This is a genomic window from Streptomyces antarcticus (assembly GCF_026627255.1).
GTDB lineage: Bacteria > Actinomycetota > Actinomycetes > Streptomycetales > Streptomycetaceae > Streptomyces > Streptomyces antarcticus.
Map to the genome: position 1 here is coordinate 1 of NZ_JAPNLM010000028.1, position 25177 is coordinate 25177.

A 25177-nucleotide genomic window follows, 5' to 3' on the forward strand; every position below is an offset into this window, starting at 1 on the left:
GGCGGGGGTGGGTGGGGGGTGTGTCATCGGGGTTGGTGGGGGTGGGGGTGTGATTTGCGGGGTTGTGGGGGTCGTAGGGTCGGGGGATGAGTGAGGATGCGGGAGCCGATGAGACCGTGCGGCTGTGGCGGGAGGCCGTCGGGCGCGGGGATCTCGTGCTGCTGGACGGGTTCCACGCGCTGAAGCACGCCCTGCGGTTCGGGGCGCGAGTCGAGGCGGTCGTCGCCGACGATCCCGCCGCCGTACGGGCGCTCGCGCGCGAGCTGGCTCCCGATGTCGGGGCCGACGTGGCCCGGCTGGTGCGCCGGGCGGAGCTCAAGGGGCTGCTGGCCCGCGTGCACCCCACCGGGGTCGCCGCGCTCGCCGTACGGCCCGACCGGGAGGCCGGCCGTGCCGCCCTCGGGCGGCTGCCGCGTCCCGCGCCCGTCGTCGTACTCGACAACCCCCGCAACCTCGGCAACGTCGGAGCCGTCGTCCGCCTGGCCGCCGGGTTCGGGGCCACCGGCGTGGTCACCCGCGGCGACCTGGACCCCTGGCACCCGAACGTCGTCCGGGCCGGAGCCGGGCTGCACTACGCCACCACCGTGGACCGGGTCGAGCTGGAGGAGCTGCCGCCGGGGCCGCTGTACGCGCTCGACCCGGAGGGCGAGGACATCCGCTCCCTCACCCTCCCGGACGACGCCGTGCTGGCCTTCGGCTCCGAGCGCCACGGCATCTCGCCGGAGCTGCGTGCCCGGGCCGACCACCTGGTCTCCCTGCCGATGCGGCCGCAGGTGTCCAGCTACAACCTGGCGACCAGCGTGGCCATGGCCCTCTTCCACTGGGGCGGCCCCAAGGCCTGACCGCCCCGACCCGCGGTCACGCCTGGCGGCGGACCTCCACCACGCGGAAGCGGTTCGCCACGAACGCTCCGTCGCACAGGGCCGCGTTGGCCGCCGGGTTGCCGCCGGAGCCGTGGAAGTCGGAGAACGCGGCGGTCTGGTTGACGTACACCCCGCCGGTCAGGTTCAGCGAGAGCTGCGCCGACTCCTCCAGACAGACTTCCTCGATCGCCCGCTCGGTGTCCGCCGACGTCGTGTACGCGCCGACCGTCATGGCGCCCTTCTCGCGCACCGTGCGGCGCAGCAGGTCCAGCGCGTCCGCCGTGGAGTCGACCGCCACCGCGAAGGAGACCGGGCCGAAGCACTCCGAGAGGTAGGCCGCGTCCGGGTCCGGCTTGGCCGCGTCGAGCTTGACCATGACCGGCGTACGGACGACCGCGTCCGGGAACTCGGGGTTGACGATCTCCCGGGAGGCCAGCGCGACCTCGCCGAGGGAGGCGGCCGCCTCCAGCCGGGTCCTGACGTCCGGGTTGACCAGGGCGCCCAGCAGCGCGTTGGCCCGGGCGTCGTCGCCGAGCAGGCCGCCGACGGAGGCCGCGAGGTCGGCGACGACCTCGTCGTACGTCTTGTGCCCGGCGTCCGTGGCGATGCCGTCGCGGGGGATCAGCAGGTTCTGCGGGGTGGTGCACATCTGGCCGCTGTACAGGGACAGCGAGAAGGCCAGGTTGGACAGCATGCCCTTGTAGTCGTCGGTGGAGTCCAGGACGACGGTGTTGACGCCCGCCTTCTCCGTGTAGACCTGCGCCTGGCGGGCATTGGCCTCGAGCCAGTCGCCGAACTCCGTGGAGCCGGTGTAGTCGATCAGCTTGATCTCGGGGCGCACGGCCAGGGTCTTCGCGATGCCCTCGCCGGGCCGCTCCACCGCCAGCGCGACCAGGTTCGGGTCGAAGCCCGCCTCGGCGAGCACCTCGCGCGCGACCCGGACGGTCAGGGCCAGCGGGAGGACGGCGCGCGGGTGCGGCTTGACCAGCACCGCGTTGCCCGTGGCCAGGGAGGCGAACAGGCCCGGGTAGCCGTTCCAGGTGGGGAAGGTGTTGCAGCCGATCACCAGCGCGATGCCGCGCGGGACCGCCGTGAAGCTCTTGCCGATCTCCAGCGGGTCCCGCTTGCCCTGCGGCTTGGACCAGTCGGCCCGGCCGGGGACGCGGGTCTGCTCCTCGTACGCGTAGGCCACGGCCTCCAGGCCGCGGTCCTGGGCGTGGGGGCCGCCCGCCTGGAACGCCATCATGAAGGCCTGGCCGCTGGTGTGCATGACCGCGTGCGCGAACTCGTGGGTTCGGGCGGAGATGCGGGACAGGATCTCGATACAGACCAGGGCGCGGGTCTCGGGCCCCGCGTCGCGCCAGGCGCCCATGCCGGCCCGCATCGCGGGCAGCAGCACGTCCGGGTCGGCGTGCGGGTACTCGACTCCCAGCTCCGGGCCGTACGGCGAGACCTCGCCGCCGACCCAGCCGTCCGTACCGGGCTGTCCCAGGTCCAGCCGGGTGCCGCGCAGGGCCTCGAAGGCGGCGAGCCCGTCGGCCGGGGCGGTCTCCCCGTAGGCCTTGGGGTGTTCGGGATGGGGGGACCAGTAGGCGCGGCTGCGGATCGCCGACAGGGCCTGGTCCAGGGTGGGCCGGTGCTGGGCGGACAGCTGGGGGACGGTGGACTCGGCGGCCATCAGGGACCAACTCCTCGTTGAGCCGGGCGAAGGAGAGCAGACTGGAGTTAGAGTAACCGAACGATCGGTCGGGACAAGAGGGCCCGGCGGACCTGTGGATAAGTCGGTGCGGGAGGATCGGGTCATGACAGCAATAGAGCGGTCCCGGACTGTGGCGGTCGTCGGCGCGGGCACCATGGGACAGGGCATCGCCCAGGTCGCCCTTCTCGCAGGTCACCGCGTGCTGCTCTACGACATCAACGCCTCGCTCGCCGCGGACGGCGCCGGCATCGTGCAGGACCGCGTCGAGCGCATGGCGGCCAAGGGCCGCCTCGGCCAGGCCGAGTCCGAGGACGCGATCGCCCGGATCGCGCCGGCCGTCTCGCTGACGGACCTCGCCGACGCCGCCCTCGTCGTCGAGGCGGTCGTCGAGGACGCCGGGGTCAAGCGCGCCCTCTTCCGGGCCCTCGAAGAGGTGGTCGCGCCCGACGCGCTGCTGGCCACGAACACCTCCTCCCTCTCCGTCACCGAGCTCGCCGCCGGGCTCGCGCACCCCGGTCGCTTCCTCGGCCTGCACTTCTTCAACCCGGCCCCGCTGCTCCCGCTCGTCGAGGTGGTCACCGGCTTCGCGACCGACCCGGCCGCCGCCGAGAGCGCGTACGCCACGGTCCTGGGCTGGGGCAAGACGCCGGTCCGCTGCGCGGACACCCCCGGCTTCATCGTCAACCGAATCGCGCGCCCCTTCTACGCCGAGGCCTTCGCGGTGTACGAGGAGCGGGGCGCCGACCCGGCCACCATCGATGCCGTGCTCCGTGAGAGCGGCGGCTTCAAGATGGGCCCCTTCGCGCTGACCGACCTGATCGGGCAGGACGTCAACGAGGCCGTGACCCGCTCGGTGTGGGAGTCCTTCTTCCGCAGCCCCAAGTTCACCCCGTCCCTCGCGCAGCGCCGCCTCGTCCAGTCGGGCCGCCTCGGCCGCAAGTCGGGGCACGGCTGGTTCCCGTACGGTCCGGACGCCGTCCTGCCGCAGCCGCACACGGCCGGGCCCGAGGACGCCCCGGAGAAGGTCACCGTCGTCGGCGACCTGGGGCCGGCGGCCGAGCTGGCCGACCTGCTGGAGGAGGCCGGGATCGCGGTCACGGCCACCGAGCACGGGGGTCCGTACATCCAGCTGCCCGGGGAGGGCCAGCTGGTCCTCGCGGACGGCAAGACCTCCGTCGAGTTCGCCGACGTCGTCTACTTCGACCTCGCGCTCGACTACCGCGGCTGCACACGGGTCGCGCTCTCCGCGAGCGCGGACACCAGCGAGCGGACCCTCGCCGAGGCGGTCGGCCTCTTCCAGAAGCTCGGCAAGAAGGTCTCCGTCATCGGCGACGTCCCCGGCATGATCGTCGCCCGGACGGTGGCGATGCTCATCGACCTCACCGCCGACGCCGTCGCCCGCGGGGCGGCCAGTGCCGAGGACGTCGACACCGCGATGCGGCTCGGCGTCAACTACCCGCTCGGCCCGGCCGAATGGCACGACCGGCTCGGCCGCGACTGGGCGTACGACCTCCTCCACCACCTCGACGAACGCTGTCCCGGCGGCCGGTACGCGCCCTCGCTGGCGCTGTTCAAGCTGGGCTACGCGGCGGGCGACGAGGACGAGGCGGGGGACACGGAGTGACGACGGCCAAGCGGGACACCTACACCCCCGAGACGCTCCTGTCCGTGGCCGTACAGGTCTTCAACGAGCGCGGCTACGACGGCACGTCGATGGAGCACCTGTCCAAGGCCGCCGGCATCTCGAAGTCCTCGATCTACCACCACGTCGCGGGCAAGGAGGAGCTGCTGCGCCGGGCCGTCAGCCGTGCCCTCGACGGGCTGTTCGCCGTCCTGGAGGAGCCGGCCGCGGTGCGCGGGCGCGCCGTCGAGCGCGTCGAGTACGTCACCCGGCGGACGGTGGAGGTGCTGGTCTCCGAGCTGCCGTACGTGACGCTGCTGCTGCGCGTACGGGGCAACACCCGCACCGAGCGGTGGGCCCTGGAGCGGCGCCGCGAGTTCGACCACCAGGTCGCGGAGCTCCTCAAGGCCGCCGCGGCCGAGGGCGACCTGCGCGCGGACGTGGACATCCGCCTCGCGACCCGCCTGCTCTTCGGCATGGTGAACTCGCTGGTCGAGTGGTACCGGCCGCACCCCGGCACCAGCCAGGACCAGCTCGCGGACGCGGTGGTCAGCATGGCCCTGGACGGCCTGCGGACCGTCCGGGACTGACGCAGGGCGCCCGGGCCGGCGCCGGGGCAGGTCGTACGGGATCCGCACGAGCCGCCCCGTACGGCCTAGTCCTCCGTGATCGTCGGTCCGGCGGGCTTCCCCGGGCCCGGGGCCAGCAGGTCCGTCTCCTCGAACACCAGCAGGGTGCGGGTGGACAGCACCTCAGGGATGGACTGCAGGCGGGTCAGTACCAGCTCGCGCAGGGTGCGGTTGTCCGGGGTGTGCACCAGGAGCAGCACGTCGAAGTCCCCGCTGACCAGCGCGATGTGCGCGGCGCCGGGAAGCTCGCGGAGCTGTTCGCGGACCGTGCGCCAGGAGTTCTGGACGATCTTCAGGGTGATGTAGGCGGAGGCGCCCTGACCTGCCCGTTCGTGGTTCACCCGGGCGGTGAACCCGCGGATCACCCCGTCGTCGATGAGCCGGTTGATGCGGGCGTACGCGTTCGCCCGCGAGACGTGCACCTGCTCCGCCACCGACCGTATCGACGCGCGGCCGTCCGCCTGGAGCAGCCGCATGATCGACCGGTCGATCGGGTCGAGGGGGCGGTGCGGCACCGGCGGGACCCCGGAGGCGCTCCCCGGCGGGACCGGTGCGGAACCCGCTCCGGCCATTTGTTCATCCGGCATTGCCCGATGCCTCCCTCTCCTGGACGTCCTGCACCCATACCAGGGCCCCGGCGCCAGTTTGTCCACAGCCTGGAGCCGCCTGTAGCCAAATTGCGCGGACAACCGAACAATCGGTAGGTGAGGCGCCTCACACCCGAGGCGTCCCTGCCCGCTTCCCACGAGGAGGTGTACGCCGCCATGACGGTCCAAGAGCTGCCCGGTGCCGGTGCGTCCCACCGGTCCACCCCGCCCCCCTGGAGGCCCCGTACGGACGCCGCTCCGCTGCTTCCGGACCCCGAGCCCTACCGGGTGCTGGGCACCGAGGCGGCGGACCGGCTCGACCCCGCGCTGATGCGGCGCTGCTACGCCGAGCTGGTGCGCGGCCGCCGCTACAACGCGCAGGCCACCGCGCTCACCCGGCAGGGCCGCCTCGCCGTGTACCCCTCCACCGTCGGGCAGGAGGCCTGCGAGATCGCGGCCGCCCTGGTCCTGGAAGAGCAGGACTGGCTCTTCCCGAGCTACCGCGACACCCTGGCGGCCGTCGCGCGCGGTCTGGACCCCGTACAGGCGCTCACGCTGCTGCGCGGCGACTGGCACACCGGCTACGACCCGCGCGAGCTTCGGATCGCCCCGCTGAGCACCCCGCTGGCCACCCAGCTGCCGCACGCGGTCGGTTTGGCACACGCGGCCCGGCTGCGCGGGGACGACGTGGTCGCCCTCGCCATGGTGGGCGACGGCGGCACCAGTGAGGGCGACTTCCACGAGGCGATGAACTTCGCGGCGGTCTGGCAGGCACCGGTGGTCTTCCTGGTGCAGAACAACGGCTTCGCCATATCCGTCCCGCTCGCCAAGCAGAGCGCCGCCCCGACCCTGGCCCACAAGGCCGTGGGGTACGGGATGCCCGGCAGGCTGGTCGACGGCAACGACGTCGCCGCCATGCACGAGGTGCTCTCCGAGGCCGTCCGGCGGGCCCGGGCCGGCGGCGGCCCGACCATGATCGAGGCGGTCACGTACCGCATCGAGGCCCACACCAACGCCGACGACGCGACCCGCTACCGCGGGGACGCCGAGGTCGAGGCGTGGAAGGCGCACGACCCGGTCCTGCTGCTGGAGCGCGAGCTGACCGCCCGCGGCATCCTCGACGAGGAGGGCATCCGGGTGGAGCGCGAGGCGGCCGAGGAGATGGCGGCGACGCTCCGCGAGGGGATGAACGCCGATCCGGTGCTGGACCCGATGGACCTCTTCGCGCACGTTTACGCGGAGCAGACCGGCCGGCTGCGAGAGCAGGCGGCCATGCTCCGCGCGGAGCTGGAAGCGGGGGACGAGTGATGACGACGGCCACGGCGAAGGCCAAGGCTCCGGCCAAGCCGGCCACGATGGCGCAGGCCCTCACCCGGGCGATGCGCGACGCGATGGCGGAGGACCCCACGGTCCACGTCATGGGCGAGGACGTGGGGACCCTCGGCGGGGTCTTCCGGATCACGGACGGGCTCGCGAAGGAATTCGGTGAGGAGCGCTGCACCGACACCCCGCTCGCGGAGGCCGGGATCCTCGGCGCCGCGGTGGGCATGGCGATGTACGGGCTGCGGCCCGTCGTCGAGATGCAGTTCGACGCCTTCGCCTACCCGGCCTTCGAGCAGCTGATCTCGCACGTGGCGAAGATGCGCAACCGCACCCGCGGCGCGATGCCGCTGCCGATCACCATCCGCGTGCCGTACGGCGGCGGGATCGGCGGGGTGGAGCACCACAGCGACTCCTCCGAGGCGTACTACGTGGCGACGCCCGGCCTGACCGTGGTGACCCCGGCGACGGTCGAGGACGCCTACGGGCTGCTGCGCGCGTCGATCGCGAGCGACGACCCGGTGATCTTCCTGGAGCCGAAGCGGCTGTACTGGTCGAAGTCCGACTGGTCGCCGCAGGCACCGGCGCGGGTCCCGGGCATCGGGAAGGCCCTCGTCCGGCGCAGCGGCACGAGCGCGACCCTGATCACCTACGGGCCGTCGCTGCCGGTGTGTCTGGAGGCGGCCGAGGCGGCCCGCGAGGAGGGCTGGGACCTGGAGGTCGTGGACCTGCGCTCGCTGGTCCCCTTCGACGAGGACACGGTTGTGGAGTCCGTACGCCGGACCGGGCGCGCGGTGGTCGTGCACGAGGCGGGCGGCTTCGGCGGACCGGGCGCGGAGATCGCCGCCCGCGTCACCGAGCGGTGCTTCCACCACCTGGAGGCGCCGGTGCTGCGGGTGACGGGCTTCGACATCCCGTACCCGCCGCCGATGCTGGAGAAGTACCACCTGCCCGGCGTGGACCGGATCCTGGACACCGTGGCCCGCCTGCAGTGGGAGAACTGATGCCGCAGGTGATGGAGTTCAAGCTGCCGGATCTCGGCGAGGGCCTGACGGAGGCCGAGATCGTGCGCTGGCTGGTGGCGGTCGGCGACGTCGTCGCCATCGATCAGCCGGTCGTCGAGGTCGAGACGGCCAAGGCGATGGTGGAGGTGCCGTGCCCCTACGGGGGCGTGGTCACCGCCCGCTTCGGTGAGGAGGGGCAGGAGCTTCCGGTGGGGGCTCCGCTGATCACCGTGGCGGTGGGCGCGGCCGCGGGGGCGGAGACGGAGCCGGACGCGGAGCCTTCGGGGGCCGGAACCTCAAGGTCCTCGGCTTCGGAGTCCTCGGGATCGGAGTCCTCGGGGTCGGGGAACGTGCTGGTGGGCTACGGCACGGACCACTCCCGCCAGGCGCGACGGCGGCGGGTGCGACCCGCCACCGCCGAGGCCGCGGCGCCCGCTCCGGTCCGTTCCCCCGCTCCGGCCGCCGCGGCGCCGGTCGCCGTTCCGGTGGGGGTTTCCACCGGGCCGGTGGCCGTCATCTCGCCGATCGTGCGCAAGCTGGCCCGGGACCACGGAGTGGACCTGCGGGCGCTGCGGGGGTCGGGCCGTGAGGGCCTGATCCTGCGCGCGGACGTCGAGGCGGCGTTGCGGGCGCCGGCCGCTGCCGTGACCGGAGCCGCCGGGTCCGCCGGGTCCGCCGGGTCCGCCGGGGCTGCCCCTGCGGCGGTGCGGGCGGTGCAGGGCGAGCGGGTCCCGTTGAAGGGGCTCCGGGGGGTCGTCGCGGAGAAGCTCTCGCGCAGCCGCCGGGAGATCCCGGACGCCACCTGCTGGGTGGACGCCGATGCCACCGAGCTGATGGCCTCCCGTACCGCGATGAACGCCGCGGGCAGACCGAAGGTCTCGGTGCTGGCCCTGCTGGCGCGGATCTGCACGGCCGCGCTCGCGAAGTACCCGGAGCTCAATTCCACGGTGGACCTGGCAGCGGGCGAGATCGTCCGGCTCCCGGCGGTGCACCTGGGCTTCGCCGCGCAGACCGAGCGGGGCCTGATGGTCCCGGTGGTCCGCGACGCGCAGGGCCGCAGCGCGGAGGCCCTGTCGGCGGAGTTCGCCCGGCTGACCGAGCTGGCGCGGGCGGGGAAGCTGGCACCGTCCGACCTGACGGGCGGCACGTTCACCCTGAACAACTACGGGGTGTTCGGGGTCGACGGCTCCACGCCGATCATCAACCACCCGGAGGCGGCCATGCTCGGCGTCGGCCGGATCATCCCCAAGCCGTGGGTGCACGGCGGGGAGCTGGCGGTCCGGCAGGTCGTGCAGCTGTCGCTGACGTTCGACCATCGGGTGTGCGACGGGGGGACGGCGGGGGGATTCCTCCGCTACGTCGCGGATTGCGTCGAGTCGCCGGCGGTTCTGCTGCGCAGCCTGTAGCTCGGGCGCGGGCCGGGCGGGGTGGTGGTCCGGCTCCGCCGAGCCGGGCTGCTGCCGCTGCCCCGTCCTGCCGCTCCCCCGTCTTGCCGTGGCTTCCGCCGTGCCGGTGCCGGTGCGGTGGCCGGTGGTGCCGGTGCTGCTGCGCGGGGCTGGTCCCCGACCCGCCCTTCCACCGTTCCCCGGGCGCTGCCCGGACCCGCCGGGGCTCCGCCACGGACCCCGCGCCTCAAACGCCGGCGGGGCTGGAGGGGGCCCCGGCAGGGTCACGGGGTCGGTGGGTTAGGGGGTCAGGGGGTCAGGGGGTCAGGAGGAGTTTGCCTACGTGGCTGCTGGACTCCAGGACGCGGTGTGCCTCCGCGGCCTGGGCCATTGGGAACGTCTCGTGCACCACCGGCCGCACCCGCCCCGCAGCGACCAGGGGCCACACGTGCTCGCGTACGGCCGCGATGATGGCGGCCTTCTCCTCCAGCGGCCGCGTCCGCAGCGAGGTGGCGGTGATCGCCGCCCGCTTGGCCAGCAGCGCCCCGAGGTTCAGCTCGGCCTTCGCCCCGCCCTGGAGACCGATGATCGCGAGCCTGCCGTTGACGGCCAGGGCGTCCAGGTTCCGCGTGAGGTACTTCGCACCCATGATGTCGAGGATCACGTCGGCTCCGGCGCCCTCCGTAGCGGTCCGCAGCTCCTCCACGAAGTCCTGTTCGCGGTAGTCGATCAGGATGTCCGCGCCCAGTTCCGCGCAGCGCGCCAGCTTCTCGGGGCCGCCCGCCGTCACCGCGACCCTCGCGCCCACCGACTTCGCCAGCTGGATCGCCATCGTCCCGATACCGCTGGATCCGCCGTGCACGAGGAGGGTCTCGCCTGGGCGCAGCCCGGCCACCATGAAGACGTTGGACCAGACCGTCGCGACGACCTCCGGCAGCGCGGCGGCCGTCACCAGGTCCATGCCGGCCGGGACGGGAAGCAGCTGACCGGCCGGGACGGCCACCTTTTCCGCGTACCCGCCGCCGGCCAGCAGCGCGCAGACCTCGTCGCCCACCGACCAGCCGGACACCCCGGGCCCGATGGCGGAGATCCGGCCGGAGCACTCCAGGCCGGGGTAGCGGGAGGCGCCGGGCGGAGGGTCGTAGAGCCCCTGGCGCTGGAGGATGTCGGCGCGGTTCACGGCGCTCGCCGCGACCTCGACGAGGACCTCGCCCTCGCCCGCCACCGGATCGGGTACGTCGGTCCAGACGAGGGCTTCGGGGCCGCCGGGCTGCTCGATGGTGATCGCATGCATGGCCCGGAGGCTACGCGAACGAGCCCCCGCGGCGCAGCTTCCGCCGGGCCGGCTCCGCCGGTGCGCCTACTCGGCCGGTCCGAGCGTGACCGGCGGCGAACTCGGCGGTACCGCACGCACGATGGTGATGAGACGGTCCGTCGGCTGCAGCGGGCTCGCGTGCGAGTCGTCGTACGCCAGCAGCCGGTGCCCGCGCAGCACGCTGACCACCAGGTCGTTCGTCTCCCGCACCGACTTGCCCACCTCGGCCTTGGTGACCGGCCGTTCGATGAGGTCGAGGCCGCTGCCCTGCTGGATCAGGTCCTCCATCACGGTGCCCGCGCTCGGGCTGAGGACCGACAGGCCCAACAGCCGCCCGGCCGCGCTGGCACTGGTGATGACCGCGTCCGCGCCGGACTGGCGCAGCAGCGGGGCGTTCTCCTCCTCGCGCACCGCGGCGACGATCTTCGCGCCGCGGTTGAGCTGGCGCGCGGTCAGCGTCACCAGCACGGCGGTGTCGTCCCGCTGGGTGGCGATGACGATCTGACGGGCCTTCTGGAGCTCGGCCCGCAGCAGGACTTCGGAACGGGTGGCGTCGCCGACCACCCCGGTGAAGCCCTCCGCGTTCGCCATGTCGACCACTTTGGCGCTCGGGTCGACGATGACGACCTGCTCCTTGGAGAGGCCGGTGGCCAGCAGCGTCTGCAGGGCGGATCGGCCCTTGGTGCCGAAGCCGACGACGACCGTGTGCTCACGCAAGTTCTTCCTCCAGCGGTTCAGCCGCCACTCTTCTCGGGTCCGCTCGGTCAGCACTTCCAGGGTCGTGCCGACCAGGATGATCAGGAACAGCACCCGCAGCGGGGTGATGAGCAGGACGTTCACCAGCCGCGCGCTGTCGCTGTACGGCACGATGTCGCCGTACCCGGTCGTCGACAGGGTGACGGTGGCGTAGTAGAGGCAGTCGAGGAGGTCGACCTCCTCGTTGGCGTTGTCGTGGTAGCCGGCGCGGTCCAGCCACACGATGAGGACCGTCAGGAAGAGCACGAACAAGGCCATCGCCAGGCGTTTGGTGACCTGGGCGAGTGGCTTTTCGACGATGCGTCTGGGCAGCTTGATGCGCCGGGAGACGAGCTTCTCGTCCGCCCCCCGGGCCATGGCGTCCTGGCCGTGGAGTTTCACGTGAAACATCCTCCCGAAGCCCAGGGCAGATCGAGAATCTCCAGCTCCTGTCCCGACCGCGCTCCGTGTGCCGGTACGACGGCCAGCGCGTCGGCGGCCGCCACCCCGCGCAGCATCGCGGGGCCGTTGTATCGCAGCGGTACGGCGTGTTCGTCGTTCAGCAGGACCGGCACCAGGCGGGTGTCGTGCGGGTGGCCCGGGACGTCGCCCTGGACCGCCGCGAAGTAGCGGGGGCGCCGGCGGCGTCCCGCGAGGGCGCGCAGCAGCGGTTCGGCGAGGGTGAGCAGCCCGGAGACGGCGGCGAGCGGGTTCCCCGGCAGCCCGACGACGTACCGCGCGTCCGTCCGGTCGCCGACGCGGGCCAGCAGCATCGGGTGCCCGGGGCGTACGGCGACCCCGTCGACGAGGAGTTCGGCGCCGGCCCGGAGCAGGACCGGGTGGACGTGGTCGACGGGCCCGGAGGCGGTGCCGCCGGTGGTGACGATCACATCGGCGGTGGAGGTGGTGACGGCCTTCAGCAGGGCCTCGGCCCCGGCGGGATCGTCGCCGAGCCGGCGGGTCCCGGTGACCTCGGCGCCGAGGCGGGTGAGCCAGGGGGCGAGCAGGGGGCCGAGGGCGTCCCGGATCAGGCCGTCGTACGGAAGTCCGGAGGTGAGCAGCTCGTCGCCGAGCACCAGGATCTCCACGCGGGGCCGGGGCCGGGTGGTCAGCTCGTCGTACCCGGCGGCCGCGGCGAGGCCGAGTACGGCCGGGGTGACCAGGGAGCCCGCGGGCAGCAGCAGGTCGCCGGAGCGGCACTCCTGGCCGCGCGGGCGGATGTCCTGGCCGGTGAGGACGGGCCGGTCGGCGAAGAGCTGGGCGCCGTGCTCGCGGCAGTGTTCGCTACGGATCACGGCGGTGGTCTCGGCGGGGATCCGGGCTCCGGTGGCGATCCGTACGGCCTCCCCGTCCGCGAGGGGCCCGGGGCGATCGGAGCCCGCGAGGGCGTCGCCGCCGGTGCGTACGGTCCAGGGGCCGGGGCCGGCGACGGCCCAGCCGTCCATGGCGGAGGTGTCGAAGGACGGCAGGTCGGTCAGGGCGTCCAGGGGTGTGGCCAGCACCTCGCCGAGGGCGTCGGCGAGCGGAACCCGGTGGGTGCGGGCCCGCGCGGCGGTCCCGGCGTGGACGGCGGTGTCCCGGGCCCGCTGCCAGGGCGCGGCGCGGTGGCCGTCGGCCCCGGGGGCGGGGCTGGTGCCGGGGGCGCGGCTGACGAGGGCCAGGGCCTCTTCGAGGTCCCGCTCGGTGGAGCCGGCGGCCGCGGTGGACCCGGTGGGCTTGGCGGGCCCGTCCGACCCGGCCGTTTCCGCCGGGGCACCGTCCAGGGCGCGGTCGGCGTCGGTGGGGGTCATCCGGAGCCGTTCTGTCGGGGGTCGGCGGCGGTGTCAGTGGCGGCCTCGGTGGTGGCCTTGGTCTCGGCCTCCGCGGCCCAGCGCAGGGCCAGGTCGGCGGCCTTGCGGGTGGCTTCGGCGACGGCTGCGACGGGGTCGGCGCCGGCGGCTTCGGCCCGGGCCGCCGCGTAGCCGACCAGGAAAGTGGTCAGCGGGGCGGCGGGCCGGGCGACGCCGTGGGCGGCGTCACGGGCGAGGTCGAGCAGGGCTGCGGTGTCGACGGGGAGGTCGATGCCCAGCTCGTTCTTGACGGCGGTGATCCATTGCTCCAGCACGGTTCCATGCTCCCTGATCCGGGCGCGGGCGACGGCGAGATCGTCCCAGGTGTCGCAGTCGAAGGAGGCGAGTGGCCCCGCGTCGACCCGGGCGAGGTCCAGTGCGGCGGTGAGCGAGCGCAGCGGGAGCCCGGCGAGGCCGTCCCGCCCGGTGGCGAGGCGGGCCAGCTCGCGGCGGAGCGGGGCCGTCTTGTAGACGGCGACGAGGGGCTGGTCCCGGCCGTCCGGGTCGCGCAGCAGCGCGCCGTCCCGCGAAGGGCCGGGGGCCGCGGTGGCCTCGGGCGCGTCGGTGGCGGCCAGCAGGGACCGTACGGTCGGCCGGTCCAGGAACGGCAGGTCCGCGGAGAGTACGAGCACCCGCTCGGCGGTGGTCCCCCGCAACCCGGCGTCCAGCGCGGCCACGGGGCCGCCGCCGGCCGGCTCCTCGCGGGCCCAGCGGACCGGCCGGGCGGTGGGCCGGCGCCCGCCGACCACGACCGTGGTGCCGGCGTCGGGGCAGGCGTCGAGGACGCGGTCGAGGAGGGCGCGTCCGCCGACGCTCAGCGCGGGCTTGTCGGCCCCGCCGAGCCGCCGTGCGGAGCCGCCCGCCAGGACGATCGCGTCGTAGCTCATGCCCCAGAGTATGCGCGGACCATGTCCCCGCCCGGGACCCGCCCTTACCCGCGACTTACCCCCTCCCCTCCGGGCTCCGCCCGGACCCGCGTGTCGATGGCCGGCGGGGCTTGGGTGGTGTGCCTCGGTCGGCGGTGGGGGTTGGGGCCGGGTGGGCCCGGTGTGCGGGGTGCGGCACCGGGCCCCGGGGCGTGTGGGCGGCCGGCGGAGGGGGTCCGGCGGCCGCCGGGGGGTTTTACAGGTAGGGGCCGGAGCGGACGGCGCCGTGGCCGCCGTCCTCGTCGTCCTCGTGGGAGGCGCCGGGCGGGAGCGCGCGGCGCATCTGTTCCAGCTGGGCCCGCGCCGCCATCTGCTGCGCGAACAGGGCCGTCTGGATGCCGTGGAAGAGTCCTTCGAGCCAGCCCACGAGCTGGGCCTGCGCGATGCGCAGCTCCGCCTCGGAGGGGATGGCCTCCTCGGTGAACGGGAGCGACAGGCGCTCCAGTTCCTCCACGAGCTCGGGGGCCAGGCCGTCCTCCAGCTCCTTCACCGACGCGGCGTGGATGTCCTTGAGCCGGACCCGGCTCGCCTCGTCGAGAGGAGCGGCACGTACCTCTTCCAGGAGTTGCTTGATCATGCTTCCGATCCGCATGACCTTGGCGGGCTGTTCGACCATCTCCGTCACCGGGACCTCGCGCGACTCGTCATCGGCGCCGCCGACCGCCATCCCGTCCTGTCCCACGATCAGGACGTGCGGGGGGCTTTCCTGCGACCGTTCACTCCTCGGCATCTCCATGCCGTCATTCTCTCGCACACCTTCGTACTCACACGGTGTGCCCCCGTACGGGCGTGATCCACCCTGTACGGGGGTACCTGCGTCACTCGGTGTGGCTATCCGGCCGCTCGCCGTGCCAGCGCCCCGCTGGAGCGGGTGACCAGTGCCGCCAGCAGGGCCGCGCCCAGCGGGACCACGATCAGCAGCCCGCCGAGGGTCTCCCACGGCACGGAGACCGGGACGTACGGCACGGCCTCGGTCACCGAGTAGCCCATCTCGCGGCTCTTGGCGTACAGCTCCTCCATCTCCCGCCGCTGGGCGAAGCGCAGCCCCACCGCGGGCAGCAGGCCGGCCGCCGAGCCCAGGACGACGCCCATCAGGGCGACCACCCCGCACTGGAAGCCGCTGAGCGTGCGCCGGACCCGCGGGGCGGCTCCCACCGCCGCCAGGGTCTTCAGGTCGCCCTCGGCGTCGGCCTGGGCGAGGCCGGTGGCGATGCCGGCGGCGCCGATGGTGACGAGGCCGGCGAAGACGGTGAGGATGAGCAGGCCCATGTTGCCCTGGCTCTGGTAGCCGGCCTCGATGGTGACGTCCGCGTCCACGCCCATCCGGTCGATCTCGCCGTCCAGGGCCTGCCGCTGCTTGCCGGTGGCCGTCCCGTCGAGGGTGAAGTAGCTGCCGGACGGGGCGGTGGCCAGTCCGGCGGCCTTCGCGGCCGAGGGCGGCAGGATCAGCTGGCTGCCCCAGGAGTTGGCGGTGTCGGGGGCCTGGTGGACGGCGAAGACCTTGTCCTGGCCGGGCGGGTCCTCCCGCCGCATGGAGGCGCCTTCGGCGGCCTCCATGTCGGTGACGACCCGGATGGTCACCTTGCCGTCCTTGACGATGCGCTTGTCGAAGGCGACCGGCCGTCCCGCCGCGAGGGCGGAGACGCTGCCGGGGTCGGTGACGGCGAGGACGCGCAGCAGCGTCTCGTCGGCGACGACCGTGCCGTACGGGCCCTGGCTGCCGCTGATGCGCGAGGAGTCCGCGCAGCGCCAGTCCTTGCGCAGCTTCTTGGCCTCCTCGGGGGAGAACGAGTCGGGGCCGTTCTCGGCCTCGTACAGCGGGCAGCGCTGGTCCTTGGGCGTGAGGACCTCGGCCCGGCCGCACGTCGGGTCGGACGAGTACGCCTCGCAGCCGGGCTTGCCGACGACGATCCGGTCGACGTCCGCCCGTGTGGCCACCGGGAGGTGCCGGGAGGCGGCCTCGCGCAGGGCCGGCATCTCCTTGTAGGCGCTGCTGTCGGCGTTGAGGACCCCGACGCCGTGCGGGAGGCTGGCGACGTACTCGTGCCGCATCTGCAGGTCCCGGCTGTGCTCGTACGTCGCCACCGCGACGGTGCCGGCGACGGCGGCCAGTACGGCGGCCACGGCCGGGGCCGTACGCCCCCGGTTGCGGACGGCGTCGCGCAGCGCGAGCCGCGGCGACAGCGGGAGCCAGCGGCCGAGCCGCCCGAACAGGCCGACCAGGGTGGGGGTGAGGGCGACGATGCCGAGTTCGGCGACGGCACTGCCGCCCGCGACGACGGCGGAGCCCATCTGGGAGGTACTGCCGTAGAGGGCGATCGCGGCGCCGCCGCCGACGGCGATCATGCCGATGACGGGCAGGACGCGGTTGGCCCGGCGGATCCCGCGCCGGCCCGTGAGGGAGGCGAGGACGGTCTGCCGCGAGGCCGTGACGGCCGGGACGATCGCGGCGAGCAGTCCGGTCACCACGGCGAGCAGGGCGATGGCACCCAGTTCCAGCGGGCGGACGTCGAATCCGCCGAAGCGGACGCCGAGCTGGTCCTCCAGTACGGGCCGCAGCGCGATGGTCAGCGCCACACCGACGCCGGTGCCGATGACGGCGGCCGCGGCGCCGATGACCAGGCCGCCCGAGAGGACGATGGCGCGGATGTGGCGGCGGTCGCCGCCGTTGGAGCCCACCAGGCCGAGCTGGCGGCGCGAGCGGCGGGCGCCCACGGCGAAGGCGGGTCCGGCCAGCAGGCAGATCTCCAGCATGGCGAGACCGACGACGGTCGCCAGCACGGCCATCTCGGTGGCGTTCGTGCCGTTGAGGCCGTACGGGTCCTTGGACTGCTGCTGGTAGAGCGGTACGTCGGAGTCGGCGGGCGGGTCGAGGGTGACGGCGCGGGAGATGACGACCGCACCGTGGGCGTTGGCCGCCTTGACCATGTTCCACGTGAAACCATCGCCGCCGCCGGCCTTGACCAGGTAGCTGTCCTCGGTCCTGACGTCCGGGCTCCCGGCGGCCCGCAGGGCCTCGTCGAGCGGGGCGAACAGGGTCCCGGGTGGGGCGGTGATCTCGGGTTTCCTGAGCTCGGAGGGCAGCTCGTACGCGCCGACGATCCGGTACGCGGACTTCGCGCCGCGGGGCAGCACCGAGGAGCCGACGAACAGTCCCGACTCCTCCAGGAAGGCGTTGGTCGCGATGACCTCGCCCGCGGCCTTCGGGAGCCGGCCGCGGTCCAGCGTGAGCATGCCGGCCGTCAGCGGGCTGTGCGCGTCGAGTTCGCGCATCTCGGTGTCGAGGAGCCCGTGCCGGGTGCGCACCTTGGCGTGGCCGCTGCTGTCCTTGACGGCCTGGGCGCCGGCCGGGAGCGCGGCGAGCACCGGGTCCGGCCCGTCTTCCTTCGGCCGGGACCGCGTCGGGTCGTAGTTCTCGTAGCCGCCGACGGGTGCGGAGGTGTCGCCCGCGGGGTTCTGGTAGACGGGTCCGAAGTGCGAGTCGGACAGCCGGGCGTCGGCGGCGCCGATCTTCCGGTTCAGGGACTGCTCGGCGGAGAGCTCGCCGCTGCGCAGCGTGAGGTCGGCGGCGCTCACGCCCACGATGGGGAGCGCGATCATGGCGAGGACGAGGGCGCTGCGGCCCTTGGCGCGCCAGGCGTCGCGGCGGGCTATCCGGATCGCGGCGATCCAGGAGTGGTACCAGGAGATCACTGGCCGGCCGCCCGCCCCGAGAGGAGGGAGTCGGCGTGGCTGCGCAGGGTCTCGTCGACCACGCTGCCGTCGCGCAGGAAGACCACGCGGTCGGCCCAGGCGGCGAACCGCGGTTCGTGGGTGACGAGGACGCCGGCCGCTCCCGCGTCGCAGCGGGAGCGCAGCAGGGCGAGTACGGACTCGCCGGTCTCGGAGTCGAGGGCGCCGGTGGGCTCGTCGGCGAGGACGAGGCGGCGGTCGCCGACCAGGGCGCGGGCGATGGCCACGCGCTGCTGCTGGCCGCCGGACATCTCGTCGGGGAAGCGGTCGGCGAGCTGACGCAGGCCCATCTCCTCCAGGGCGGCGAGCGCGGAGACGCGGGCCTTGCGGGCGGAGATGCCGTCGAGCTCCCGGGGCAGGGCGACGTTCTCGGCGGCGGTGAGGGCCGGTATGAGGTTGTAGTCCTGGAAGACGTACCCGATGCTGCGGCGGCGCATGGCCGCGAGCTGCTTGCGGCCGACGGCGGTGATGTCGGTGCCTTCGACGATCACCCGGCCGCTGGTCGGGGTGTCGAGTCCGCCGGCCAGGGTGAGCAGCGTGGACTTGCCGGAGCCGGACGGGCCCATGACGGCGACTAGTTCGCCGGGGAAGACGGAGAGGTTGATGCCGCGCAGGGCGTGTACTTCGGTGGCGCCGCTGCCGTGGGTGCGGACCAGTTGGTCCAACTGGAGTACGGGCGACTGGGACGGGCGCTGGTCAGGCATGAGGGGGTCCCCCTGGGACGGTGGATCAGCCCCGCCGCGCGCGGGCGCTGCTGGGCGGGGTGGTGGTGGTGGTGGTGGCCGGGTCGGTACGGGAGGAGCCCGGGGCGGCGGTGGCCGCCGGCGGGTTCACGGGCTCGGCGGCCGGGGACGGTCGGGGTGCGGCGGCTCTCCGGTCGGCCGGCAGGGAGAGCCGTACGAGCCGGGCCTCGCAGTGGTCGAGCCAGCGGGCCTCGGCCTCGGTCTGGAAGATCAGCTGTTCCAGGACGAGGAGCCAGGCCACGTCGTCGCGTTCGTGGGCGTCCCCGCTCTCGACGGCGGTGAGCGCCTGTGCCTTGAGCCGGGTGTAGTCCTGCATCGCCCGGATCGTGGCGTGCCGCTGGGACTGGATGACGGCGCGGATGTCCACGCCGGGCGAACCGACGGCCATGGCGAGCTTGATGGACAGTTCGTCACGGGGCGGGTTGGCCCGGTCGACCGGGCGCTCGTACCACTGGCGCAGCTCCGCGCTCCCGGTGTCGGTGATGACGTAGAGGGTGTGCCCGGCGGCGTCTTCTCCGCCGGGGGCGACGAGGCCGTCGCGTTCGAGGCGGGCGAGCGTGGTGTACACCTGCCCGACGTTCAGTGGCCAGGTGGAGCCGGTGCGGGATTCGAACTCGGTGCGCAGCTGTGAGCCGTACCGAGGACCCCGTTCCAGCAGGGCGAGCAGGCCGTGACGGATCGACATACCGAGTATGTATACCCAGTATGTTCACCCTCTGCAACCATCCTCAGGCGTACGTCCTGAGGAGGAGGAGGCGGGGCTCGACGGGGCCGCTGCGGGGTCCTAGATGCCCCGGCGCAGCCGCACCCCGAGGTAGCCGAGGCCCACGCCCATCAGGGCGCATCCGGTGCCCAGCGGCAGCAGGTGCGCGGCGAGGTCGGCGGCCCGCTCGTTCGGTTCGGTGCCGAGCGCGGTGGTGGCGTGGGGAGTGGGGGTCGGCGGGGGCTTCGGCGGAGTGGCGGGCCGGGTGCGCGGCCGTACGGTCAGCGGGCGGGAGGCCACCATGGCCTCCCGGTTCACGGGGTCGGCCGCCGACCTGCCCGGCCGCTCCCGGCCGGCTCCGGAGGCGCTCCCGGCCAGGTCCCCGCTTCCGGCCGGATCCCCGCCCCCGGCCAGGTCCCCGCCCCCGCCCCCGTGGTCCGAGCCGTCGGGCTGCGGGGTGTCCACCGGCGGCCCGCCGGCCGGCGCGGCGAGGGCCGCGGCCGCCATGGGCAGCCGGCCGTGCGCGGGGGCGGCGAGGGCGGCGGCGGAGGGAGGGGCGAGGGGCGCGGGAGCGCCGAACGCCAGGGCGGCCGGGGCGCCGCACACGAGCGCGGCGGCGGCCAGCGCGGCGCAGGCCAACAGGCGCGGCGGCCCGATCCGGTCGCGGAGCCCGTCGCGGAGCCCGTCGCGGAGCGGGGTGTGGAGCGGGGTGGGGAGTCCGTCGCGGAGCGTGGTGGGCGCGCGAAGCCGGAGAACCCGGGCGGGCAGGGGAAGCCGGACACGTCGGCCGCGGATGCCGAACCGGGCGCGTCGGGTCCCGGGCCCGGCGCTTCGGATACCGAACCGGACGCGTCGGGTCCCGAGCCGGGTGCGGCGTCGGGGGTGGAAGCCTTTGAACACGGGGAGCCCCTCCCGTCCCGAGCGACCGAGGTGTCTCGCTCAGATTTACATAGTGGGGCAAAAGCGGCATCCCGGGCGCCCCATCGGGGTGCCCGGGATGCCGGTGTGTCAGATTCCGCGGGACGGCGCGGGCATGGGGCCGGCCATGGGCCCCTGCGGGGGCCCCGGCGTGGGGCCCGCGCCGCGGCCTACTCCGGGTAGCCGGTGGACACGGTCAGCGTGTACTCCGTGCCCTCCTTGTCGATCTTGTCGCCGGCGTTCGGGTTCTGGGAGAGCACGGTGTCCTTGCCGAACACCGCCTCGTCCTTCTCCACGATCTTGTACTTGCCGCCCGAGGCTTGGATGCACGCCTTCACCGAGAGCAGGTTCTTGTACTTCAGGTCCGGCGCGATGTACTTGCCCGCCTCGCTGTAGTGCTTCGTCGGCTCCTTGCACTTGGCCGCGTCGATCGTGCGCGTGACGTCCGCGTCCTTGAACCCCGGCTTTGACGGGGCGGGAGCCGACGCCGAGCTGCCCGGGGAGGCGTTGTCGTCCGGGTCCTTGTCGCCGCCGTTGATCACGATCGCCGCGATCAGGCCGCCGACGGCCAGCAGCGCCACCGCGACCGCGCCGACGACCACGGGCGTGTTCCGCTTCCCGCCGCCCCCGGCGGACGCCCCCTGGCCCTGCGCGCCCACCGCGGGCGAGATCGTGTACGGCGGCGGGGTGTGCGGCGCGTACTGCTGCGGCGCGGTCGCGGGCGCGGGCGTGTGCGCGGAGAAGGGCGCGGTGTACGCCGCTCCAGTGGAGCCGGTGCTTGCACCGGGGTAGCCGCCCTGAGCGTGCGCCTGCGCGTGCCCGTGCGCCTGCGGTGCCGGCGTCGGGTTCGGCGCGTACGGCGACGGGGTGTGTTGCGGCTGGTACGGCTGCTGCACCGAGTGCTGCGGCGGTGCCTGGAAGCCGGAGTCCACCGGCGGGAACACGGCCGAGGAGACGCCCGCGCCGCTGCCGCCCGTCGGCGCCCCCTGGACGATCACCGGGGTCCCGGTCTGCCCGGAAGCCAGCACCCGCGCGACCTCGTCGCCCATGGCGGCGGCGGTGGGGAAGCGCTCGTTCGGGTTCTTCTTCAGCGCCCGCGCCACCAGCGCGTCCATCGCCGGGGTCACCGAGCGGTTGATGGAGGACGGGGCGACCGGCTCCTCCTGGACGTGTGCGTACGCGATGGCCAGCGGCGAGTCCGCGTCGAAGGGGATCCGCCCGGTCAGCAGCTGGAACAGCATGATGCCGACCGAGTAGAGGTCGGAACGGGCGTCGACGCCGCGCCCCAGCGCCTGCTCGGGGGAGAGGTACTGGGGGGTGCCGACGACCATGCCGGTCTGCGTCATCGAGGTGACCCCCGACTGCATGGCGCGCGCGATGCCGAAGTCCATCACCTTGACCACGCCGCGCTTGTTCACCATGACGTTGCCCGGCTTGATGTCCCGGTGGACGAGGCCCATCTCGTGGCTCGTGTCCAGCGCGGCCAGCACGTCGGCCGTCACCTTCAGCGCCCGGTCCGCCGGCATCGCCCCGTACCGCCGGATGTCCTCGTCGAGCACCGAGCCGAGCGGCCGGCCCTCCACGTACTCCATGACGATGTACGGCATCACCGCGCCGCCCAGTTCGCCTTCGCCGGTGTCGAATACCGAGACGATGTTCGTGTGCGACAGTTTGGCTACAGCCTGGGCCTCGCGGCGGAAGCGCTCGCGGAAAGACTGCTCGCGGCCGAGGTCGCTGTGCAGGGTCTTGACGGCGACCTGCCGGTCGAGCGCCGAGTCGTAGGCCAGGTACACGGAGGCCATGCCGCCCTCGCCCAGCAAGTCCCTTAGCTGGTAACGGCCACCGGCCAGAGAGCCGCCCGCGTACTGGCCCTGAGTGCCGTCCTGGCTCATGGCTGTTGCTTCCCCTCGGGATGTGTCACTACGCGTCTGGCTGAGCGCATGTCGCGCCCAGTCTGCCGGAGGGCAAGCACACGTCAAGCCGGGTACCCGATCCGTGACCACACGGGCACAGGGCGGCTTTGTCCGAACGGCGAGCGGTTCCGAGGCTGTAGCGTTCACCGGAACACCAAAGAAGAGGACAACCGCTGAGCGGCGGCCGAGAGAGACGACGGCGAGGACTGATGGCACCCGAACCCGAGGGAAACGGCGCCGGGATGGCCGATGGTCCTGAGTACTGGGGCGCCGGTGGCCTGGTGGGAGACGGCCGTTACCGGCTGACCCACCGCTTGGGCCGAGGCGGCATGGCCGAGGTGTTCGCCGCCGAGGACGTACGCCTGGGCCGCACCGTGGCCGTGAAGCTGCTGCGCGCCGACCTCGCCGAGGACCCGGTCTCCAAGGCCCGCTTCACGCGCGAGGCGCAGTCCGTCGCCGGGCTCAACCACCACGCCGTCGTCGCCGTGTACGACTCGGGCGAGGACCGGGTCGGTCCGAACACCGTCCCGTACATCGTGATGGAGCTGGTCGAGGGCCGCACCATCCGCGAACTGCTGCTCAGCGCCGAGGCCCCGGGCCCCGAGCAGGCGCTCATCATCGTCTCCGGGGTCCTCGAAGCCCTCGCGTACTCGCACCAGCACGGCATCGTGCACCGTGACATCAAGCCGGCGAACGTCATCATCACCGAGGCCGGCGCGGTCAAGGTCATGGACTTCGGCATCGCCCGCGCCCTGCACGGCGTGCAGTCGACGATGACCCAGACCGGCATGGTCATGGGCACCCCGCAGTACCTGTCGCCCGAGCAGGCCCTCGGCAAGGCCGTGGACCACCGCTCCGACCTGTACGCGACCGGCTGCCTGCTGTACGAACTCCTCGCGCTGCGGCCCCCGTTCACCGGTGAGACCCCGCTGTCGGTGGTCTACCAGCACGTCCAGGACGCGCCGATCCCGCCCTCGCACCTGCCCGAGGGCGGCTCGATCCCGCAGGAGCTCGACGGGCTCGTCATGCGCTCCCTCGCCAAGGACCCGGACGACCGGTTCCAGAGCGCCGAGGAGATGCGCGGGCTGGCCCAGTACGCGCTCCGGATGCTCCACGAGCAGGGGCCGAACACGGGCACCTGGAACACCGGCCCGGTGACGATGACGCTCCCGCACGGCCGGGGCCCGGCCGCGACGACGGCCATGTCCATGGGCGGCTCCGGCGGCCAGCAGTACCCGGCGCACGCCACGACCTCGCAGTTCCAGCAGCCGATGGTGCCGCCGATCAACCCGGACGACGGCTCGGCCTTCCCCGGCGGCGGCCAGGGCGGTTACGACGGGTACGACGACCGCGGCAACGGCGGCAGCAGCCGCTGGAAGATGTGGCTCTTCGCGGTGCTCGCGATCATCGCGGTCGCGGGCGGCGTGGCGTACGCCGTCAGCAATATGGCGGGCGGCGGCAAGAAGAAGGAGGAGACTCCCAAGCCCCAGACGTCCCAGAGCACGCCCGGCACCCAGCCGAGCCAGCCCGGGACCGAGGAGAACCCGCCGCCGCGCACGACGCCGGAGACCAGCAACCCCACGTACAACCAGGCGTCGCCGACGCCGAGCCGCCAGCGGACCCAGAGCCCGTCGCTGTCCGCGACACCGTCCGCGACGCCTTCGGCGACGCCGTCCGCGACGCCCTCCACGAAGCCTTCGGCGACGAAGCCCTCCGAGCCCCCGGTGACGAAGTCTCCCGAGCCCCCGGTGACGAAGTCCCCGGATCCCCCGGTGACGCTGACGGAGTAGTGACGCGGAAGGGCCCCGGCGGAATCGCTTCCGCCGGGGCCTTGTCCGTGCTCGTACTTGAACTCGTACGCGAACTCGTACCCGAACTCGTACCCGAACTCCGTACCCGAACTCCGTGCGTGAATCCGGCAGGTCAGAGCGCGTCAGAGCAGTTCAGAGCGCGTGCTGGTACGCGCGGTCGGGATTCCCCGCGAGGGAGTGCACGGTGACGAACTGGGGTTCTATCCGCATGTAGACCGGGTCGAAGAGCGAGCCGTCCACGAAATGCGGACCCGGACCGAATAGCTCCAGTTCGGCGTTGGCCGGTTCGACGATCTGCGCGGTGCCGGTGAACTGGACCGACCACAGCCGCTGGTCCTGGGAATTGAAGTTGTCCGCGCCATAGGCCACCACGCTGCCGTTGCAGGCCTGGTGGTATCCGAAACCCGAGTGCATTCTCAGGACGACCTTGCCGTCCACCACGATGTGGCGGGCGAGCGCGAGGAAGGGCAGCGCGCGCATGCTGGTGGCCACCCGGCCGTACGGCACCCGGCGCAGCAGTTCGATGGCGTGGAGATCCTCTGGGGACATGCCGTCCACTGTCCGGTACCGACACGGTGCCGGGAAAGAGGATCCCGCCCTCATGAGCGGGGACGTTGGTCCCGAATGAACCCGTCTCGCCGCCGACGGCGCCCCGTGCGCGTCAGCGGCGCTTCTCGGCCTGCAGGCGGGCGACGTAGGCGGCGGCCTGGGAGCGCCGCTCCATGCCCAGTTTCGACAGGAGGCTGGAGACGTAGTTCTTGATCGTCTTCTCGGCCAGGTGCAGCCGCTCGCCGATGACGCGGTTCGTCAGGCCCTCGCCGATCAGGTCGAGGATCTTCCGCTCCTGGTCGGTGAGGTTGGAGAGGCGGTCGTCGCCCTTGCCGTTCTTGCCGTCGCGCAGCCGCTCCAGCACCCGGGCGGTCGCCACCGGGTCGAGCAGGGACCTGCCGGCCGCGACGTCACGCACGGCGCTGAGCAGCTCGTTCCCGCGGATCGCCTTCAGGACGTAGCCCGAGGCGCCGGCCATGATCGCGTCGAACAGTGCCTCGTCGTCGGCGAACGAGGTCAGCATCAGGCACTTGATGTCCTCGTTCCGGGAGCGCACCTCGCGGCACACCTCCACGCCGCTGCCGTCCGGCAGGCGCACGTCGAGGACGGCCACGTCGGGGCGGGTGGCGGGGATGCGGACCAGGGCGTCGGCGGCCGTGCCGGCCTCGCCGACGATCTCGATGTCCTCTTCGACCGACAACAGCTCATGAACACCCCGACGTACCACTTCGTGGTCGTCCAGGAGGAATACCTTGATTTTTCCGTCTTCGCGCACGAAGTCAGTTTCACACACTGACCCCTTCCCTGCCGGAGTTACCCGGGATAACGTGCCGTTGTTCCGGCCCCCTGCAAGGCTGTGACCAGTACGTGTTCCCGGTTCTGCGGATTTACTTGG

21 protein-coding genes are annotated in these 25177 nt (G+C 73.3%); 7 read left to right on the top strand and 14 right to left on the bottom strand.

Annotated features, from left to right (window positions below; translation table 11 throughout):
• Nucleotides 1–86 precede the first annotated feature (86 nt).
• Nucleotides 87–842 (top strand): TrmH family RNA methyltransferase, encoded by a 756-nt coding sequence (locus tag OTB16_RS31585; RefSeq protein WP_267725091.1) that lies wholly within the window; start codon nt 87–89, stop codon nt 840–842.
• Nucleotides 843–858: 16 nt separating this feature from the next.
• Here the strand turns inward: OTB16_RS31585 and paaN are convergent, their stop codons facing one another.
• Nucleotides 859–2541: a phenylacetic acid degradation protein PaaN gene (gene paaN / locus OTB16_RS31590; RefSeq protein ID WP_267725093.1), complete on the bottom strand. Its 1683-nt coding sequence runs from the start codon at nt 2539–2541 to the stop codon at nt 859–861.
• A 124-nt stretch (nt 2542–2665) separates the two neighbouring features.
• Between paaN and OTB16_RS31595 the strand changes: the two genes are divergently transcribed.
• Both OTB16_RS31595 and OTB16_RS31600 read left to right on the top strand, forming a co-directional pair.
• A complete protein-coding gene (locus tag OTB16_RS31595) occupies nt 2666–4186 on the top strand; it encodes a 3-hydroxyacyl-CoA dehydrogenase (protein WP_267725095.1) in 1521 nt (506 codons plus the stop codon).
• Nucleotides 4183–4773, top strand: coding sequence for a TetR/AcrR family transcriptional regulator (locus OTB16_RS31600; RefSeq protein ID WP_267725097.1), 591 nt, complete (start codon nt 4183–4185; stop codon nt 4771–4773). Before OTB16_RS31595 ends, OTB16_RS31600 begins: the two co-directional genes overlap by 4 nt.
• A 65-nt stretch (nt 4774–4838) precedes the next feature.
• Here OTB16_RS31600 and OTB16_RS31605 read toward each other — a convergent pair whose 3' ends face one another.
• The gene (locus OTB16_RS31605; RefSeq protein WP_267725255.1) at nt 4839–5384 is read right to left on the bottom strand and encodes an Lrp/AsnC family transcriptional regulator; all 546 of its coding nucleotides are present in this window, start codon (nt 5382–5384) and stop codon (nt 4839–4841) included.
• Nucleotides 5385–5576: 192 nt separating this feature from the next.
• Here OTB16_RS31605 and pdhA point away from each other — a divergent pair, with 192 nt between their 5' ends.
• From pdhA to OTB16_RS31620, 3 genes are read left to right on the top strand one after another with little or no spacing between them, the layout of a single operon-like run.
• Nucleotides 5577–6707 (top strand): pyruvate dehydrogenase (acetyl-transferring) E1 component subunit alpha, encoded by a 1131-nt coding sequence (gene pdhA / locus OTB16_RS31610; RefSeq protein WP_267725257.1) that lies wholly within the window; start codon nt 5577–5579, stop codon nt 6705–6707.
• A complete protein-coding gene (locus OTB16_RS31615) occupies nt 6707–7723 on the top strand; it encodes an alpha-ketoacid dehydrogenase subunit beta (protein WP_267725099.1) in 1017 nt (338 codons plus the stop codon). The genes pdhA and OTB16_RS31615 overlap by 1 nt, the downstream gene beginning before the upstream one ends.
• Entirely contained in the window at nt 7723–9129 is a 1407-nt protein-coding gene (locus OTB16_RS31620; RefSeq protein ID WP_267725101.1) for a dihydrolipoamide acetyltransferase family protein, read from the top strand. The genes OTB16_RS31615 and OTB16_RS31620 overlap by 1 nt, the downstream gene beginning before the upstream one ends.
• A gap of 295 nt (nt 9130–9424) precedes the next feature.
• Here OTB16_RS31620 and OTB16_RS31625 read toward each other — a convergent pair whose 3' ends face one another.
• The 10 genes from OTB16_RS31625 to OTB16_RS31670 form a co-directional block, all read right to left on the bottom strand.
• Nucleotides 9425–10402, bottom strand: a complete 978-nt coding sequence (locus OTB16_RS31625) for an NAD(P)H-quinone oxidoreductase (RefSeq protein WP_267725104.1) — start codon at nt 10400–10402, stop codon at nt 9425–9427.
• Nucleotides 10403–10468: 66 nt separating this feature from the next.
• A complete protein-coding gene (locus OTB16_RS31630) occupies nt 10469–11569 on the bottom strand; it encodes a potassium channel family protein (protein WP_267725107.1) in 1101 nt (366 codons plus the stop codon).
• Nucleotides 11557–12948 (bottom strand): molybdopterin molybdotransferase MoeA, encoded by a 1392-nt coding sequence (locus OTB16_RS31635; protein ID WP_267725110.1) that lies wholly within the window; start codon nt 12946–12948, stop codon nt 11557–11559. The genes OTB16_RS31630 and OTB16_RS31635 overlap by 13 nt, the downstream gene beginning before the upstream one ends.
• Nucleotides 12945–13874 (bottom strand): NTP transferase domain-containing protein, encoded by a 930-nt coding sequence (locus tag OTB16_RS31640; protein WP_267725112.1) that lies wholly within the window; start codon nt 13872–13874, stop codon nt 12945–12947. The genes OTB16_RS31635 and OTB16_RS31640 overlap by 4 nt, the downstream gene beginning before the upstream one ends.
• 235 nt (nt 13875–14109) lie before the next feature.
• Nucleotides 14110–14649, bottom strand: coding sequence for a bacterial proteasome activator family protein (locus tag OTB16_RS31645; protein ID WP_267725115.1), 540 nt, complete (start codon nt 14647–14649; stop codon nt 14110–14112).
• 95 nt (nt 14650–14744) lie between these two features.
• Entirely contained in the window at nt 14745–17606 is a 2862-nt protein-coding gene (locus OTB16_RS31650) for an ABC transporter permease (RefSeq protein WP_267725117.1), read from the bottom strand.
• Nucleotides 17603–18349 carry an ABC transporter ATP-binding protein gene (locus tag OTB16_RS31655; RefSeq protein ID WP_267725119.1) on the bottom strand — a complete coding sequence of 249 codons (747 nt, stop codon included), beginning with the start codon at nt 18347–18349 and terminating at the stop codon, nt 17603–17605. Before OTB16_RS31655 ends, OTB16_RS31650 begins: the two co-directional genes overlap by 4 nt.
• A gap of 25 nt (nt 18350–18374) precedes the next feature.
• Complete coding sequence (locus OTB16_RS31660) at nt 18375–19073, bottom strand: PadR family transcriptional regulator (protein ID WP_267725122.1); 699 nt, start codon at nt 19071–19073, stop codon at nt 18375–18377.
• A 99-nt stretch (nt 19074–19172) separates the two neighbouring features.
• Nucleotides 19173–19991: a hypothetical protein gene (locus tag OTB16_RS31665; RefSeq protein ID WP_267725124.1), complete on the bottom strand. Its 819-nt coding sequence runs from the start codon at nt 19989–19991 to the stop codon at nt 19173–19175.
• Nucleotides 19992–20179: 188 nt separating this feature from the next.
• Nucleotides 20180–21901 carry a Stk1 family PASTA domain-containing Ser/Thr kinase gene (locus OTB16_RS31670; protein WP_267725126.1) on the bottom strand — a complete coding sequence of 574 codons (1722 nt, stop codon included), beginning with the start codon at nt 21899–21901 and terminating at the stop codon, nt 20180–20182.
• 230 nt (nt 21902–22131) lie between these two features.
• Between OTB16_RS31670 and OTB16_RS31675 the strand changes: the two genes are divergently transcribed.
• The gene (locus tag OTB16_RS31675; protein ID WP_267725128.1) at nt 22132–23712 is read left to right on the top strand and encodes a protein kinase domain-containing protein; all 1581 of its coding nucleotides are present in this window, start codon (nt 22132–22134) and stop codon (nt 23710–23712) included.
• 153 nt (nt 23713–23865) lie between these two features.
• Here OTB16_RS31675 and OTB16_RS31680 read toward each other — a convergent pair whose 3' ends face one another.
• Together OTB16_RS31680 and OTB16_RS31685 are read right to left on the bottom strand one after the other, a co-directional pair.
• The gene (locus OTB16_RS31680; protein ID WP_267725130.1) at nt 23866–24282 is read right to left on the bottom strand and encodes a pyridoxamine 5'-phosphate oxidase family protein; all 417 of its coding nucleotides are present in this window, start codon (nt 24280–24282) and stop codon (nt 23866–23868) included.
• 112 nt (nt 24283–24394) lie between these two features.
• Complete coding sequence (locus tag OTB16_RS31685) at nt 24395–25057, bottom strand: response regulator (protein WP_267725132.1); 663 nt, start codon at nt 25055–25057, stop codon at nt 24395–24397.
• Nucleotides 25058–25177 lie beyond the last annotated feature (120 nt).

Excerpts from the sequence above, each read along its gene's own strand:
- OTB16_RS31655 (WP_267725119.1), bottom strand. The coding sequence starts at position 18,349 with ATGCCTGACCAGCGCCCGTCCCAGTCGCCCGTACTCCAGTTGGACCAA.
- paaN (WP_267725093.1), bottom strand. The coding sequence starts at position 2,541 with ATGGCCGCCGAGTCCACCGTCCCCCAGCTGTCCGCCCAGCACCGGCCC.
- OTB16_RS31645 (WP_267725115.1), bottom strand. The coding sequence starts at position 14,649 with ATGGAGATGCCGAGGAGTGAACGGTCGCAGGAAAGCCCCCCGCACGTC.
- OTB16_RS31640 (WP_267725112.1), bottom strand. The coding sequence starts at position 13,874 with ATGAGCTACGACGCGATCGTCCTGGCGGGCGGCTCCGCACGGCGGCTC.
- OTB16_RS31630 (WP_267725107.1), bottom strand. The coding sequence starts at position 11,569 with ATGTTTCACGTGAAACTCCACGGCCAGGACGCCATGGCCCGGGGGGCG.
- pdhA (WP_267725257.1), top strand. The coding sequence starts at position 5,577 with ATGACGGTCCAAGAGCTGCCCGGTGCCGGTGCGTCCCACCGGTCCACC.
- OTB16_RS31620 (WP_267725101.1), top strand. The coding sequence starts at position 7,723 with ATGCCGCAGGTGATGGAGTTCAAGCTGCCGGATCTCGGCGAGGGCCTG.
- OTB16_RS31595 (WP_267725095.1), top strand. The coding sequence starts at position 2,666 with ATGACAGCAATAGAGCGGTCCCGGACTGTGGCGGTCGTCGGCGCGGGC.
- OTB16_RS31635 (WP_267725110.1), bottom strand. The coding sequence starts at position 12,948 with ATGACCCCCACCGACGCCGACCGCGCCCTGGACGGTGCCCCGGCGGAA.
- OTB16_RS31585 (WP_267725091.1), top strand. The coding sequence starts at position 87 with ATGAGTGAGGATGCGGGAGCCGATGAGACCGTGCGGCTGTGGCGGGAG.
- OTB16_RS31615 (WP_267725099.1), top strand. The coding sequence starts at position 6,707 with ATGACGACGGCCACGGCGAAGGCCAAGGCTCCGGCCAAGCCGGCCACG.
- OTB16_RS31605 (WP_267725255.1), bottom strand. The coding sequence starts at position 5,384 with ATGGCCGGAGCGGGTTCCGCACCGGTCCCGCCGGGGAGCGCCTCCGGG.
- OTB16_RS31680 (WP_267725130.1), bottom strand. The coding sequence starts at position 24,282 with ATGTCCCCAGAGGATCTCCACGCCATCGAACTGCTGCGCCGGGTGCCG.
- OTB16_RS31625 (WP_267725104.1), bottom strand. The coding sequence starts at position 10,402 with ATGCATGCGATCACCATCGAGCAGCCCGGCGGCCCCGAAGCCCTCGTC.
- OTB16_RS31660 (WP_267725122.1), bottom strand. The coding sequence starts at position 19,073 with ATGTCGATCCGTCACGGCCTGCTCGCCCTGCTGGAACGGGGTCCTCGG.
- OTB16_RS31670 (WP_267725126.1), bottom strand. The coding sequence starts at position 21,901 with ATGAGCCAGGACGGCACTCAGGGCCAGTACGCGGGCGGCTCTCTGGCC.
- OTB16_RS31675 (WP_267725128.1), top strand. The coding sequence starts at position 22,132 with ATGGCACCCGAACCCGAGGGAAACGGCGCCGGGATGGCCGATGGTCCT.